This window comes from Pacificibacter sp. AS14, assembly GCF_038899935.1.
In the GTDB taxonomy this organism is placed as follows: domain Bacteria; phylum Pseudomonadota; class Alphaproteobacteria; order Rhodobacterales; family Rhodobacteraceae; genus Celeribacter.
Window position 1 is genome coordinate 15,278 of record NZ_JBBMQI010000003.1, and the last position, 13,609, is coordinate 28,886.

The 13,609-nt window shown below is 52.9% G+C and carries 13 protein-coding genes; 6 read left to right on the top strand and 7 right to left on the bottom strand.

The genetic code is table 11. The features are described 5' to 3' along the window. Nucleotides 1-3: 3 nt before the first annotated feature. The 3 genes from WNY38_RS04290 to WNY38_RS04300 are packed head-to-tail and all read right to left on the bottom strand — an operon-like array spanning nucleotide 4 to nucleotide 2,705. A complete protein-coding gene (locus WNY38_RS04290) occupies nucleotides 4-915 on the bottom strand; it encodes a phosphoadenosine phosphosulfate reductase (RefSeq protein WP_342856103.1) in 912 nt (303 codons plus the stop codon). Beyond that, entirely contained in the window at nucleotides 912-1,682 is a 771-nt protein-coding gene (locus WNY38_RS04295; protein WP_342856104.1) for a sulfotransferase family 2 domain-containing protein, read from the bottom strand. Before WNY38_RS04295 ends, WNY38_RS04290 begins: the two co-directional genes overlap by 4 nt. Before the next feature lie 6 nt (nucleotides 1,683-1,688). After that, on the bottom strand, nucleotides 1,689-2,705 hold the full coding sequence (locus WNY38_RS04300; RefSeq protein ID WP_342856105.1) for a hypothetical protein: 1,017 nt from the start codon (nucleotides 2,703-2,705) through the stop codon (nucleotides 1,689-1,691). Nucleotides 2,706-2,966: 261 nt separating this feature from the next. On the opposite strand from WNY38_RS04300, the gene WNY38_RS04305 reads away from it, so the two are divergent. Genes WNY38_RS04305 through WNY38_RS04315 form a run of 3 tightly spaced genes read left to right on the top strand, consistent with a single transcriptional unit; the run spans nucleotide 2,967 to nucleotide 7,185 of the window. Further along, nucleotides 2,967-3,998 (top strand): glycosyltransferase family 2 protein, encoded by a 1,032-nt coding sequence (locus tag WNY38_RS04305; RefSeq protein WP_342856106.1) that lies wholly within the window; start codon nucleotides 2,967-2,969, stop codon nucleotides 3,996-3,998. Beyond that, nucleotides 3,991-6,219: a glycosyltransferase family 2 protein gene (locus WNY38_RS04310; RefSeq protein ID WP_342856107.1), complete on the top strand. Its 2,229-nt coding sequence runs from the start codon at nucleotides 3,991-3,993 to the stop codon at nucleotides 6,217-6,219. The genes WNY38_RS04305 and WNY38_RS04310 overlap by 8 nt, the downstream gene beginning before the upstream one ends. 51 nt (nucleotides 6,220-6,270) lie before the next feature. Then, nucleotides 6,271-7,185: a hypothetical protein gene (locus tag WNY38_RS04315; RefSeq protein WP_342856108.1), complete on the top strand. Its 915-nt coding sequence runs from the start codon at nucleotides 6,271-6,273 to the stop codon at nucleotides 7,183-7,185. A gap of 174 nt (nucleotides 7,186-7,359) precedes the next feature. Here WNY38_RS04315 and rpe read toward each other — a convergent pair whose 3' ends face one another. Beyond that, the gene (rpe, locus tag WNY38_RS04320; protein ID WP_342856109.1) at nucleotides 7,360-8,061 is read right to left on the bottom strand and encodes a ribulose-phosphate 3-epimerase; all 702 of its coding nucleotides are present in this window, start codon (nucleotides 8,059-8,061) and stop codon (nucleotides 7,360-7,362) included. 205 nt (nucleotides 8,062-8,266) lie between these two features. Here rpe and deoC point away from each other — a divergent pair, with 205 nt between their 5' ends. From deoC to WNY38_RS04335, 3 genes are all read left to right on the top strand, one after another. Next, the gene (gene deoC, locus WNY38_RS04325) at nucleotides 8,267-9,265 is read left to right on the top strand and encodes a deoxyribose-phosphate aldolase (protein WP_342856110.1); all 999 of its coding nucleotides are present in this window, start codon (nucleotides 8,267-8,269) and stop codon (nucleotides 9,263-9,265) included. A 70-nt stretch (nucleotides 9,266-9,335) separates the two neighbouring features. Then, entirely contained in the window at nucleotides 9,336-11,669 is a 2,334-nt protein-coding gene (locus tag WNY38_RS04330; protein ID WP_342856111.1) for an aldehyde dehydrogenase family protein, read from the top strand. Then, complete coding sequence (locus WNY38_RS04335; RefSeq protein ID WP_342856112.1) at nucleotides 11,659-12,084, top strand: DUF1801 domain-containing protein; 426 nt, start codon at nucleotides 11,659-11,661, stop codon at nucleotides 12,082-12,084. Before WNY38_RS04330 ends, WNY38_RS04335 begins: the two co-directional genes overlap by 11 nt. Nucleotides 12,085-12,123: 39 nt before the next feature. Here WNY38_RS04335 and WNY38_RS04340 read toward each other — a convergent pair whose 3' ends face one another. From WNY38_RS04340 to WNY38_RS04350, 3 genes are all read right to left on the bottom strand, one after another. Then, nucleotides 12,124-12,747: a DUF1523 family protein gene (locus WNY38_RS04340; protein WP_342856113.1), complete on the bottom strand. Its 624-nt coding sequence runs from the start codon at nucleotides 12,745-12,747 to the stop codon at nucleotides 12,124-12,126. A 9-nt stretch (nucleotides 12,748-12,756) separates the two neighbouring features. Next, nucleotides 12,757-13,023, bottom strand: a complete 267-nt coding sequence (locus tag WNY38_RS04345; RefSeq protein ID WP_342856114.1) for a hypothetical protein — start codon at nucleotides 13,021-13,023, stop codon at nucleotides 12,757-12,759. Nucleotides 13,024-13,114: 91 nt separating this feature from the next. Continuing rightward, nucleotides 13,115-13,564, bottom strand: a complete 450-nt coding sequence (locus tag WNY38_RS04350; protein ID WP_342856115.1) for a hypothetical protein — start codon at nucleotides 13,562-13,564, stop codon at nucleotides 13,115-13,117. Nucleotides 13,565-13,609 lie beyond the last annotated feature (45 nt).

The following is a 13,609-nucleotide window of genomic DNA, read 5'->3' on the forward strand; positions in this document are numbered from 1 at the left end:
CTTTTAGTGGCTCATTTTTTTACGCGCTGCCCTCATCGCTTGTCGAAATTTAGGACCACCTCGTCGCCCAAGAACTGCGTCGCAATACATTGCGACAAGCCAAGGACGATCTTTTTTTTCAAGACGCTCAAGCATTTCTCGTTGAAACCGCGCATCTTCGCGGCGTGCCCTCAGCATTTTATAAAAAACAGGTTCCGTCAATGTCCCAGCAATAGATTGCTCGACAATCGGCTTTAAAATACCCAAACGGATCCACATTGATGCGATGCGATGCCCAAAGTACCGACAGCGCAGTTTGACGACGTTATCGCCACGAAACAGCGCGGCATGCATTGCATCTAAGGGCGCGAAAGGGTCGTAGAACAAAAACACTTTCTCTGCTGACTGAACCATGTCAGGTGCATACCCGTATCGCGTGGAAAAATCGCGCTTCCATGCCTTGCGATAGCGCGTTTCCCAGCTGGCATCTGTTCGCGACAATGTCGCCTGCGGTGAAATAGCCACAACCGTTGCCCCTGGGCAGGCCGCAGAAAACGCCGCAGCCGCATAGCCCCCCATGGACGCACCGTAGAACACCACCCGCTCGAAACTGTCAAAAAAACCTTCAGATTTCAAGCGATCAAAAAACGCATAAACATCTTCATCGCGATACCACGTCCAATCATGCGCCATCAGTCCAAGCATCGACCAACCGCGTTTGGTCACGAAGTCAAAGCCCCAAGGCATTTTCCCTTCACCATCTTCAAACACGTGGTCAAGGTTTTCAAAGGTCACAATCAACGTCGAACCACGTTTGATATGCAAAGCTGTGTGCTTGTCGCCCAACTCCTCATAAAAACCTTCAGAGGCTCCGAGTTGACGCAGTTCTTCGCGCCAATCAGACTTTGTGGCTGGGCTGGCGTCGCCATCCATCATTTTGCTGCTGCCAGTTTAGACTGCACCGCTTCGTACATTTCAAAGTCGGGCCCAAATGCTTTGCGAAGGTTCCTCATATCGCGGTCAATCAATGTCGCGATCATAGCTTTCGACGACGTTTTATGCCCCATAGAGGTGCGTGTATCGACGACCTGCGCCACGGCTTCATCACCAAAAATCTTGCTAACAATATGACCCATCGCAGGTTTGATGTCTTCGACTGTACCGATATAATCGAACGGGATATGGTCATAAGAAATCTCTTGACGTTGCGAGCGCCAATGACGGTCCAGATTGCGCGCACCCTCATCAGAGGCCAAAAGCGCAATAAACTGCTTGAGCGTAATGTTGCTGTCCGCAGGGCGACCAAGGTACTTCATCAGCTTGGCCTTTTGCTTATCACCAGATGCGATTTTATCAGCATATGCAGACACTGTGCGTGTTACTGGATCGCGCACAATAGAGAATTTAAACACCTTAGGATCCGCGATCGCTGCCATCACACTTTCATTGCTGAGCCCACGCGGCCCCGTTAGCAACACTGACTTGGGCGGAGCGTGCACAGAATCCATTGAAATTTCTTCTTCAATACCTTGCTGTTTTGCCAGCAAGCTCATGAGCGTCGCGATCACCGTGGTGCAGGCGCATTTGTGATTTTTCATATACAAAAACGACTGCCCGTTTGGGGCGACAGTCGGCAAGTTCACCGTTTGCAAAAAATGTCTACGGTGCGGATAATTTGCAACGAGATCTTCAATGTGTGTCATTAGCCTTCAATCCTCTTCGCTCTCAAACAGCTTTGCTGCGTTTTGAGAAATCGTGTCACGGCATGTTTTGATAAATTGTTTATCCACCAAGAAATCGCGACAAAGCTTGTCCATAGAAGAGTCGGCTTTGAGCGCGGCCAGCCCGATCTCGGCTTGGAATTTCGCGTCATCAGTCGGGGCTTTGGCGTTCGCGTTCGGTTTTTTCGCAGGGATCGGCGCTTTCGATGGGTCGATGTCATGCTTGGCCAACAAGCCATGCATGAAAGACCCACGACGCGGCACATTGTTTTCTTTTTCCTCCAAGCGCGGTTTCATCCGGCGAGCCCAAAAATGTACACCTCTGGTGTCATCTGTAAAGCGTTCTTCCACGTTGAAACGGCTTTGAATCATGTGATTGCGATCAGGGAAGCTCACGGGGTAAAACGCAGGCTCTGGCTGCGCATGTTCGATTTCGCCCGTCTCGATCAAGAAATGGGTCACAGAGGCAGGCCCCGTAAAGCCCCAGTTTTGCGCCGTCATATGTACAGGTTTGCCTGCGTCCCGTTCAGCTTCAAGCTCACGGATCTGCCAGTCTTTAAACCAAGGCGCGATCGCATATTCGTCTTTGAAAAAGTTGAGCAACGCGTCAAGCGTTTTACTGTCGCGTGGCAGGCCCAAAACGGCGTTACACACAAGGCCCTCTTTTTCCCAACCGTAGACATAGGGCGAGCTATAATCAAAGGGGCGGTAACAATACATGTCCGCATCAACCCAAATCTTGTCGGTCTGCTTGAGTAAATTAAGGCGCCACATATCCGCGTGGATCGCAGGGCTACCCGTCCGCGCGTGGCGCAACATGGGCTCAGCCGGATAAATATCCGCCGCATCCGCCGTGTGAACCCCTTCGGGCACATTGGGGATCGGTTCATACGAATACAAAGTTGTGTGGTGCCCCGCATCTGCGAAACTTTTCAAGCAGAGCTGTTCAAGCCAGCTCAGGCGCCCACCAATCCACAATGACGCAATTTCGGGAAGTTCTGACATAACCTGCATCCTCGGGCGCAAACCGCCCTTTTTTTACTATCTTTGCTCCGGCATTTTAGCCAAAGCCACGACCTGCTCTAAGGGGAATCTTAAACATCCGGTCACCATCCGTCCAGCACTCATGGGGCTTTGAGGCATTCGATGAAAAACAAGGCTTATAGGTGCCGCTGAAACGGGCGAACCTTGACTTAGGCAAGGGGGTATGAGACCCATTTCCAAAGAATATCAGACATAAAGTTTGAAAAGGTCGCGTGGCGGCCAGTGGCGAATCCGGGGTATTTTGGTTTGAACGCAGTTGGGATCACATGCATCCGCAATGAGGGCCCGTGGGTTCTTGATTGGATCGCGCATCATTTGTCCACCGGATTCACCCATTTTTTGATTGCCTCCCATGATTGCATGGACGGCACCGACACCCTGTTGGACGCGTTGCAAGAAAAGGGCCTTGTGACTCATTTGCCGTTTGAACCCGAAGGCGATGCCTCGGTTCAATGGCAAGCCATGAAGCTGTTGACCCGACATGATAGATATAAGTCGGCTGATATCGCTTTGTTTTTTGACGTTGATGAATACCTCGTCTTGGATGGCTTGCCGATGGACGACCTGATCGGCAATGCTGATGCTGTGCCGCTGCGTTGGCATTTGTTTGGACATTCAGGACATGGCACATATATCGATCAACCGGTGTCGGAGCGGTTCATCCATGCGGCCCCTGACGGCATCAATCTGCCTTTGGCGCATTTTTTCAAAACGCTACATAGGCCGCAGGCCTTTCGCGAATTGGGCATTCACCGCCCGAAGGGCAAGGACGCGCATTGGCAAACCGCCTCAAACAAACGCTTGCCGCCAGAATTCGCGGCACAGCAATCGCGTATAAATCTATATGGCGTCCCACATCAGGGCGAACGCGCTTGGCTCAACCATTATTCGGTCCGCTCCATCGAAGAATTCGTGCTTAAATCCGCGCGTGGCTTGCCCAATCATATGGATAAACCCATCGCAGCAGGCTATTGGGCAGAGCGCAATTTTAACAGCGTCAAAGATCTACGCATCGCACCCATGCGAGCTGCCGCGCAAGCGGTGCGTGAAACCCTTTCGGATCTTAATGCGTTGCACGCCGCAAGTGTGGCGCAGCACCGCAAAGCACTTGCCACGCTTACATCTAAACGGCCCATCATAGAGTTCATGTGGCAGCTTGAACTGCTGGCCGGTTCGACGCCCCCGACACAAGCGCAGCTTGGTGCACATATCACACGACTTAAATCTCTTGTCTCTGAGGACCCAAATGGCTGAACTTATCACACATTGTATCGAAGCTCAGGTCTTTGGGAACATCACCCTTTTGGACGCAGTGACCACACCTAGCGGCAAGGTTGAGCTATTTTTTGATCACACAAGCTTTTTGCCCAACTCCATCGCCACAGATATCTTTAAGGACGGGGAACTCCGCTCGGTTGGCAATGCGCCTTGGATCATCGGTACGCCGACAACCGACGTCATCACGGCCACTTTGGCCGGACATCCCCGCGAAATCACGCCTGTGAAGCCGCAACCCGAGCTCATGGCAGGACGCAACGTGGCTTTGGCGACGCGGAATGGCGAGACGTCAGAAGCCGTACTGGAATGGTTGGCCTTTCACGTCGAACACCAAGGTCTGACAGGGGCCGTGATTTTAAACAGGGCAGCACCTGATACAGATCCAAATTTTCTTGCTGGACTTGAATTTGGCTTGGCCGCCCTGCAAGCCGATTTGCGCGTTCTTGTTGTTGATGTTACCGAACCCTTGGGCAATCGAAAATCACCGTCTGAAAACCACCCTTTCGCCACACCGGGCGCGCCGGGCAAAGACCGTATGGCCATTCCAAATCCAGAGCCTTGGTCATCACCGTTGGCCGATGTTTTGGTCTATGAACTGCTGCGAAGACGGTACTTGGAGACCGCCCGAGCTATTGCCAACATCGAGGTTTACGATCTGATACCGCACAACGGTGACGCGTCGGTTTTCGATTTGGCCCAAACGGCTGAAAACGGTGTGGTGCAACTTGTGGGCAGTCAGTGCTATCCTTGGCGTGCACGCGACCAAGACGCCGTGCGGTTCGCCGATCATATCTGCGTCCAGTTTGACGAAAAAAAGAAACGAGGGCGCTGGTGTGCAGCCCCTGCCAAACTGTCAGAGGGTGCGGTTTTTCGCTTGATCCGTATCGGCGGTGCAGATGCCAAAGTGGGTTATCCGTTTTTCCGGTACATGGGCCTGCGCCATATCGCCAAAACAGTGTCAAAAATTGTCCCCAAGGCCTCTTTGATCGAGAACGATCAGCTGATTAAAATGGCCAAGAAAGAATGGGGCTACAAACCTGTTTTCATGCCAAAAGAAGACGTGACCAAGCCGCCAAAGGGTGACAACTCTGTGGCCATCGTCACCTGCATGAAAAACGAAGGGCCGTTCATCTTGGAATGGATCGCCTACCACCGTGCTATCGGGGTCACAGGCTTTTTGGTCTACACCAATGATTGCACCGACGGCACAGATACGCTTTTGGAATTGATGCAGAAAAAAGGTTTTTTGCAACACCGCGACAATGCCTTTCATGGCACGGGTCTCAAACCACAACACCACGCGTTGCAACAGGCGGAAAAAGAAGACGTCTACAAAAAATCTGACTGGGCGATCTCAATGGATGTGGATGAATTTATCGACATCAAAGTCGGCGATGGCACCCTGCCCGCCCTGTTCGACGCCCTGCCTGACGCGAACTTGATTTCATGCACATGGCGCCTGTTTGGCAACAACGATGTGCACAAATACGAAGACGCTTTTTTGGTGGACCAGTTCACCAATTGCGCCCCCGAATTTGCCAACAAACCGCACCAAGCATGGGGTTTCAAAACCCTTTTCAAAAATGTCGGGCTGTTTAAAAAGCTTGGCGTGCACCGCCCTAAGGGCTTGAAGCCACAGGTTTGGGACAAAATCCGCTGGTACAATGGCTCTGGCAAGCCCATGCCACGCGAAGAATATCGCAATGCTTGGCGGTCAAACGCCGACACCTACGGGTATGACTTGGTGCAACTCAATCACTATGCCGTGCGCTCAGCCGAAAGTTTTTTGGTCAAACGAGATCGGGGTCGTGTGAACCACGTCGACCGCGATCAAGGCCTCGCATATTGGTTCCGTATGAACAACAATTACGTCGAAGAGCGGTCGATCCAACGTATGATCCCCAAGCTGCAAGTTGAGTACGACAAGATGCTGGCCGATCCAGACATTCGCGCCCAACATGAGGAATGTGTGACGGCCCACCGCGAAAAAATCGATGCTTTGCGGGCAACGGAAAACTATTCGAAATTCTACGAAGAGTTAACCGGCGACCGTATGGAAAAACTGGCCCGAATGCATCATCATTTCGGCGCGAACATCTTCTTGATGGGACCGGAAAGCGTGCCTGACGAAGTTGTTCAGGCAGATCATGACGAAAAATTCTTCTTCACGGTTGAGCGTGGAGAAACCACGCATTAAAAGAAATGCGCCAGAACGCTTGCAATCGAGGCTCGGAGAATAGGACACACCATGCGGATCACGCTTCACATTGGCGCCCATCAAACACGCACACCGCGTCTCGTTGGGGCGATAAAATCCTGTGAACGCGCATTTGGACGCCTGAATATTGCGACCTCTAGCCCAAGTCACTATCGGCCCATTATAGCGAACGAACTGACCCGGCTTGATGGCTTGCCACCGATCGCCGATGAGGAAGATGCCGTTTTGGCGCAGATTTTGGGCAAACAAACGGAAGCTCAGCACCTAATCATGATCAACGAAGACTGGGCTGGCGACCGCAACATGATGTTCAAAGGCGGGCAACTCTACACAGAGATCGGCGCCTCTGTCTCACGCGTTGCGGAACTCTTTTCCCAGCATGATGTGCACATCACGATGGCTATTCGAAACCCTGCCTTTTTGATAAATGCCGCGTTGACGGCACCTTCCACACCCGCATCTTTGAAGTGGTTTTTGAAATCAAACGATCCTATGGATTTGTCTTGGGTGGCCCCTGTTGAACAACTGCAAGAGGCGATGCCCAAAGCGCAAATTACTATGTGGTGTGAAGAAGACACGCCTCTCATTTGGCCACGCATCCTACGCCAAGTTGCCAATGTCCCCGAGGACACCCCTATACGTGGCACAATAGCCGCCATTTCGGATTCGCTTCAACCAGAGGGCGTCGAAAGATTTCGGAAATTCTTGCGCAATCACACACTCACATCCGCCATTCAATACGAGCGCGCTGTGCTGGCTTTTTTAGACAAATATGCCGATGAAAGCGTTATGACAGCCTCGTGTACTGTGCCCGGATGGACTGCGGAAATAATACACGATTTGTCTTTAAACTACGAAGACGACATCGTCACCTTGGCCGCAAAAGACAATGTAAACTTTCTCTTGCCCGCGACCCAAGGAGAGTTGGCCCCAGACACGCAATAACTTTCGATGCGGTCAAAGTGACATAGGGACGCGAACCAATGCCTGCGCAAGATTCCGATCCCCCAAGCTTCTAAAAGAAAACACCAAGTTGATAGCAAAAGCGTGCAACTCCAACACATGGAGACGCGCGTTGCAGTAGATCATCCAAGAAACTGAATTCAAAACTGATGTAACTTAAGCAGCGCCTTCAGCCGCTTTGCGAATCGCTGCGATGTTTGTGCCATATGGTGCAGGATTTTGGACAGATCCGCCTTTAAAGGCAGCAGATCCTGCGACCAACACATCCGCACCAGCAGCCGCCACAAGCGGAGCTGTTGTCGGATCAACACCGCCATCAATTTCGATATGAATGGGACGATCGCCGATCATAGCGCGCAAAGTACGGATTTTTTCGACCTGCGAATGGATAAACTTTTGCCCGCCAAAACCAGGATTCACCGTCATGATGCAGACAAGATCGACCATATCCAAAAGATAGGCCATGTCCTCGACCGGCGTACCGGGGTTGAGCGCCAGCCCAGCTTTGGCCCCTGCCCCACGGATGGCTTGCAAGGTGCGATGAATATGGGGGCCAGCTTCCAAATGCGCGGTGATATAATCTGCTCCGGCATCCGCAAAAGCATCAATAAACGGATCGACTGGCGCGATCATCAAATGCACGTCCATCACGGTTTTGATATGCGGACGGATCGCTTTGCAGGTTGCCGGACCAAACGTTATGTTGGGTACAAAATGCCCGTCCATCACATCAACGTGGATCCAATCGGCGCCTTGGGCCTCGACGGCTTCGATTTCTTGACCAAAATTTGCAAAATCAGCCGCCAAGATTGAGGGCGCAATCTTTATAGACCGATCAAAGGACGTTGGGTTAGACATAAGTCACCTATTGTTTTTAGCTCTCTAATCCGAGGCTTTACTTGGTTTGGGCCTGCCTGTCACCCAAACTTGCCCAAAACGCGACGTCTTGCTGTGACGTTGCGATCATTTCTGCCCAAAGCATTTGACCAACAGGTCAAACATTGCCAAAGCTCACACATCATGCCAGCCTAGGCGCGCAGACAGGCAGACGGAGCCCGCAACGATGACAACGACTGAAGTGACCAAAACGCAACTGAATGCGCATCTGCCGCAAGTGCATGAGCCGCGCAACACAGGCGTGCCGCTGGATTTGGATTGGGCGCTTGGCGCACAGGCCAACACATCCGCTATCGAGCGCCGCTGCGCCACCTTGCCTGCACGACGCTCGGTCAAGAAAGACCACCAAGCGGCTTGGCTGCTTAAGGCGATCACTATGATTGACCTGACGACTTTAGCGGGCGATGATACCGCAGGGCGCGTCAAACGCCTGTGTGCGAAAGCCGCCAACCCAGTGCGCCACGACATTTTGGATGCGCTCGGTATGGATCACATCACCACAGGCGCTGTGTGTGTCTATCACGATATGGTCGAAACCGCAGTCGAGGCTTTGCAAGGCACAGGCATTCCTGTTGCCGCCGTGTCCACCGGTTTTCCTGCAGGTCTGTCCCCGTTTCATTTGCGCGTGCAAGAGATCGAGGAAAGTGTCAAAGCAGGCGCGCGCGAAATCGACATCGTAATTTCTCGTCGCCATGTTTTAACTGGTAACTGGCAGGCGCTTTATGACGAAATGTGCGCCTTTCGCGCGGCATGTGGCGAGGCCCATGTGAAAGCGATTTTGGCCACGGGCGAGTTGGGATCGCTGCGCAATGTCGCACGCGCGTCTTATGTCTGCATGATGGCGGGCGCGGATTTCATAAAAACATCAACGGGCAAAGAAAGCGTCAACGCGACCCTGCCCGTGTCCTTGACCATGATCCGCACCATTCGCGATTTTCACGCCCGCACAGGATTCCGCGTCGGTTACAAACCCGCAGGCGGCATTTCCAAAGCCAAAGATTCCTTGGTTTACCTAAGCCTGATCAAAGAAGAGCTTGGCGATCACTGGCTACAGCCCCATATGTTCCGCTTTGGCGCCTCCAGCCTTTTGGGCGATATTGAGCGGCAGTTAGAGCACCATGTGACGGGCCGCTATTCCGCCGCGCATCGACATGCCATTGGCTAATCCTCGGCCTGAATAATGGTCTAGACCGCTCTACCATATAGATAAACACGACAGCCATTGAGGCCCCCAGATGACAGTAAAAGACATATTCGAGACCATGGATTACGGCACAGCCCCTGAAAGCGCGGCTGAGGCTTTGCGCTGGTTGGTTGATAATGGCGATCGCTTTGGCCACTTCATTGATGGTAAGATGACAGACCCAGCAACCACATTTGACACCAAAAATCCCGCCACCGGTGACGTGCTGGCGCAAGTGAGCCAAGCCACGCAAAGCGATGTCGATATGGCTGTGGCGGCCGCGCGCAAAGCGCAAGGCAAATGGGCCAAAATCGGCGGCAAAGCGCGGGCAAAGTACATGTATGCCTTGGCGCGCTTGGTGCAAAAACATGCGCGGCTGTTGTCTGTGCTTGAGACCTTGGACAATGGCAAACCCATTCGCGAGGCGCGCGATGTCGATATCCCGCTGGTCGCGCGACATTTCTATTACCACGCAGGCATGGCGCAACTCATGGACGAAGAGCTGCCAGGTCGTGAGGCCTTGGGCGTTTGCGGCCAGATCATCCCATGGAATTTCCCGCTGCTGATGCTGGCTTGGAAAGTCGCCCCTGCGATTGCCATGGGCAACACAGTTGTGCTGAAACCCGCAGAATATACGCCGTTGACAGCGCTTTTGTTTGCGCAGATTTGCACGGAAGCTGGCCTGCCCAAAGGTGTCGTGAACATCGTCACCGGCGACGGCGCTGTGGGCGAAATGATCGTCACGCATGATGATATCGATAAAATCGCCTTCACAGGATCAACTGGCGTAGGCCGCCGCATTCGCGAAGCCACAGCAGGTTCAGGCAAAGCGCTGACGTTGGAATTGGGCGGGAAAAGCCCTTACGTGGTGTTTGAAGACGCCGATATGGACAGCGCTGTTGAAGGTCTGGTGGACGCGATTTTCTTCAATCAAGGCCAAGTCTGCTGCGCGGGCTCACGCCTTTTGGTACAAGAAAGCATCGCCGACGCCTTCCACACGCGCTTAATTGCGCGGATGGCAAAACTGCGCATCGGCGATCCTCTGGACAAAAGCATCGATGTCGGCGCAATCGTCGACCCTGTGCAATTGGAACGGATCACAGCATTGGTGACACAAGGCGGACACGAGGGCACGGTGCACCAGCCTGTTCCAACCCCTGATGGCTGTTATTACCCACCGACCTTGATCACAGGAATGCACAGCGCAGCACTTTTGATGCAAGAAGAAATCTTTGGGCCCGTGCTGGTCTCCACCACCTTCCGCACGCAAGAGGAAGCCGTACAGGTCGCCAACAACACCCGCTTTGGCTTGGCCGCAAGTGTGTGGACCGAAAACATCAACCTTGCCTTGGACATTGCGCCAAAACTGACGGCAGGCGTGGTCTGGGTGAATGGCGCGAATATGATGGATGCAGCGGCTGGTTTCGGCGGTGTTCGCGAAAGCGGTTTTGGACGCGAAGGCGGCTGGGAAGGCTTGCAAGCCTATACAAAACCTGTCGGAAAATCAGCGGCCATTAAGCCCGCGAAGACCTATGGTAAACCTGACGACATCGATGTCGAGGGGCTGGACCGCACCGCCAAGATGTACATTGGCGGCAAACAAGCGCGCCCTGACAGCGGATATTCCAAAGCGGTCTACTCCCCCAAAGGCAAACTTTTGGGGCACACTGCCATTGGATCACGCAAAGACATTCGCAACGCGGTTGAGGCCGCACGCGGTGCCACAGGTTGGACAAAAGCGACGGCGCATCTACGAGCGCAAATCCTTTATTACATTGGTGAAAACCTGTCCGCCCGTGCAGATGAATTTGCAGCACGCATTCAGGCATTGACCGGCACAACGGCTGGCAAAGCCCAAACAGAAGTGTCTGATGCCATCGACACATTGTTCACATTCGCCGCGTGGTGCGACAAGCTTGATGGCGCAGCAAAACCCGTACCCATGCGCGGCGTAGCCTTGGCTATGAATGAAGCCGTCGGCGTGATCGGCGCGTTTTGTGACGATCGTCCATTGGGCGGATTGGTCGATGTTATTGCGCCCGCGATTTCCATGGGCAACCGTATTGTCGCCGTGGCCAGTGACGCTTATCCTATGGCGGCGACGGATTTTTATCAGGTGCTGGACACCTCTGATCTGCCTGCGGGCGTGGTGAATATTATCACAGGCTCCCACGATGATCTGGCTAAAACCATGGCAGGGCATTTGGATATCGACGCGGTGTGGAGCTTTTCCAACTCGGATATTTCCAAAGTCATCGAGCATGAAAGTGCTGGCAATCTCAAACGCACTTGGGTGAACAACGGCCATACGCGCAGCTATGCTGCACGTGATTGGTTGGCCCAGTCGGTCGAGGTTAAAACAATCTGGATTCCATATGGCGAGTGAGACATCACAGCCCCATGTCTATGACATTGATAATCCGGCGGTGGCGCAAGTCTTCGCCGAATTTTCACCTTTTGAGCGCGTGGGCCTTTTGGGTTTGCGTCAGCTGATTTTTGATGTCGCCGCCCGCGATGCTGACATTGGCCAGATTGAAGAGACCCTCAAATGGGGGCAACCTGCCTATCTGCCGTCAAAGACAAAATCAGGCACGACATTGCGGCTTGGCCTGCCAAAGACCGGCGGGTTTGCGATTTTGGTTCATTGCCAGACGACGGTAATTTCTGACTTTCGCGCGCTGTTCGGCGATGATTTTGCCTATGACGGCAACCGCGCGGTAGTATTTTCAAAGGGTGACGTGGTGCAGACCGATAAGCTCGTGCTGCTGGTCAGTGCGGCTTTACGCTATCATCTAAAATAGGTATCAAAGCGCGTGAGCCCCAAAGCCCCAAGGCCGCGCTTATTTGCGCAGCCTTGCAAACCAACCTTTAATACCGCCTTTGAGCGCATCAGCTTTGTCGTCAACCGCATCCCATGCTTCGCCCGCGTCTTCGACCAGTGGATCAATCGTGCGTTCGCGGAACTGCACCCACATGCGCCAAATAAGCAACATCACGATGGCCAAGACCGCCAAGATAATGATGTTCACCCAAGGCACGACTTTGGCGTCAGGCCCTGCGACAGGTTCGATCGCGATGGCATTGGGGAAGATCGACAAGACTTCGTTACGCCAGCCATAATGCGTGACCGAATACCATTCTGGCGTGGCTTTGTCTGATTCCGCGTCTGAGGCTTCTGTGTAGAGGCTTGAGGTGTCGAATTTAAAATAAGGCGGCCAGCCCCAGCCTGTGTCCTCGTTGCGGTATTCCATGGTCTGGCCGTTGGCTTTAACCGTCTGGATGAATTGCACGTCGCGCGTGGCTTCTCCCGACGACCAAAACATCGAACGATTGCCAGGGATTATGGTGCGTTCTGTGTTTGTGCCGACCACACGCACGATATCGTGCTGCGGCAAAGTGTAGTGCACGAAGCTGCCCACGATAAGCACGATCAAAGCAATCAGGGTCCATTTAACGTAGCGCATTGGGCAGCCTCACATAAAATTCGTCATATAGAAGATCACGCAAAACGTGATCAGCGGAAGGATGTAAACCCCAAGCAGTAGCTTGGGACGCAAGGATCGGGCGTAGTCGTCGAGCCCTTTTTGTACATAGTCTTCGCGGGTGCCGATGGAACCCTCGTCTTCCCAGTCTTGCTCAAGGCGTTCGCGGGTGAGCGAACGCACATAAATCGACAACAGCCCGTATAAAACGGTCAGCCCGACAAATCCGATGACCAAGAACTTTAGAAAACCGAGCATTTTGACTCACTAAGCGACTTCTCGGCACGATACCAAGTTTGGTCACAGAGTAACGTTAAGCGAGGCAAAGCACGAGAGGCTTTTGTGTAAATTATTCTTGCAGCGACGTTGGCACTTCAGATGTAGCCTCAGACTGACTCTCGCCAGCTGTTTGCGCCTTGGCAGGTTTGCTGCCCATCCCAACCCGAATGCCGTCCTTGCCTTTGAGACGCTCAATTTTTTGCGCAAGACTAAACCACGCCAAAGCCAAAAGTGGCATCCAGATCAATGCAGCCAAAGCTGAGCGTTCGCCGAAAAATATCACCGCATTAAGAGGTGAATTGGCGATAACATGCCCGACATCAGTGCCTTCGGCAGCATATAGAACGGCCATAAATACAGCCCCTATGACCAAAAGAATGATTGCGGATAGGCCCACACAGATAGTCAATCGCCGTTGCGATCTTGTATTGCGTGGGGTGACCCACAGCGGCACAACCACGGCCAAAACGGCCAACGTACCGATAGGCAACACAGCAAATGTCAGAAAATGTGTATTCATCACGGCTGCCTCCAAACAATCATTCTATGGCCTACAAAACCTATA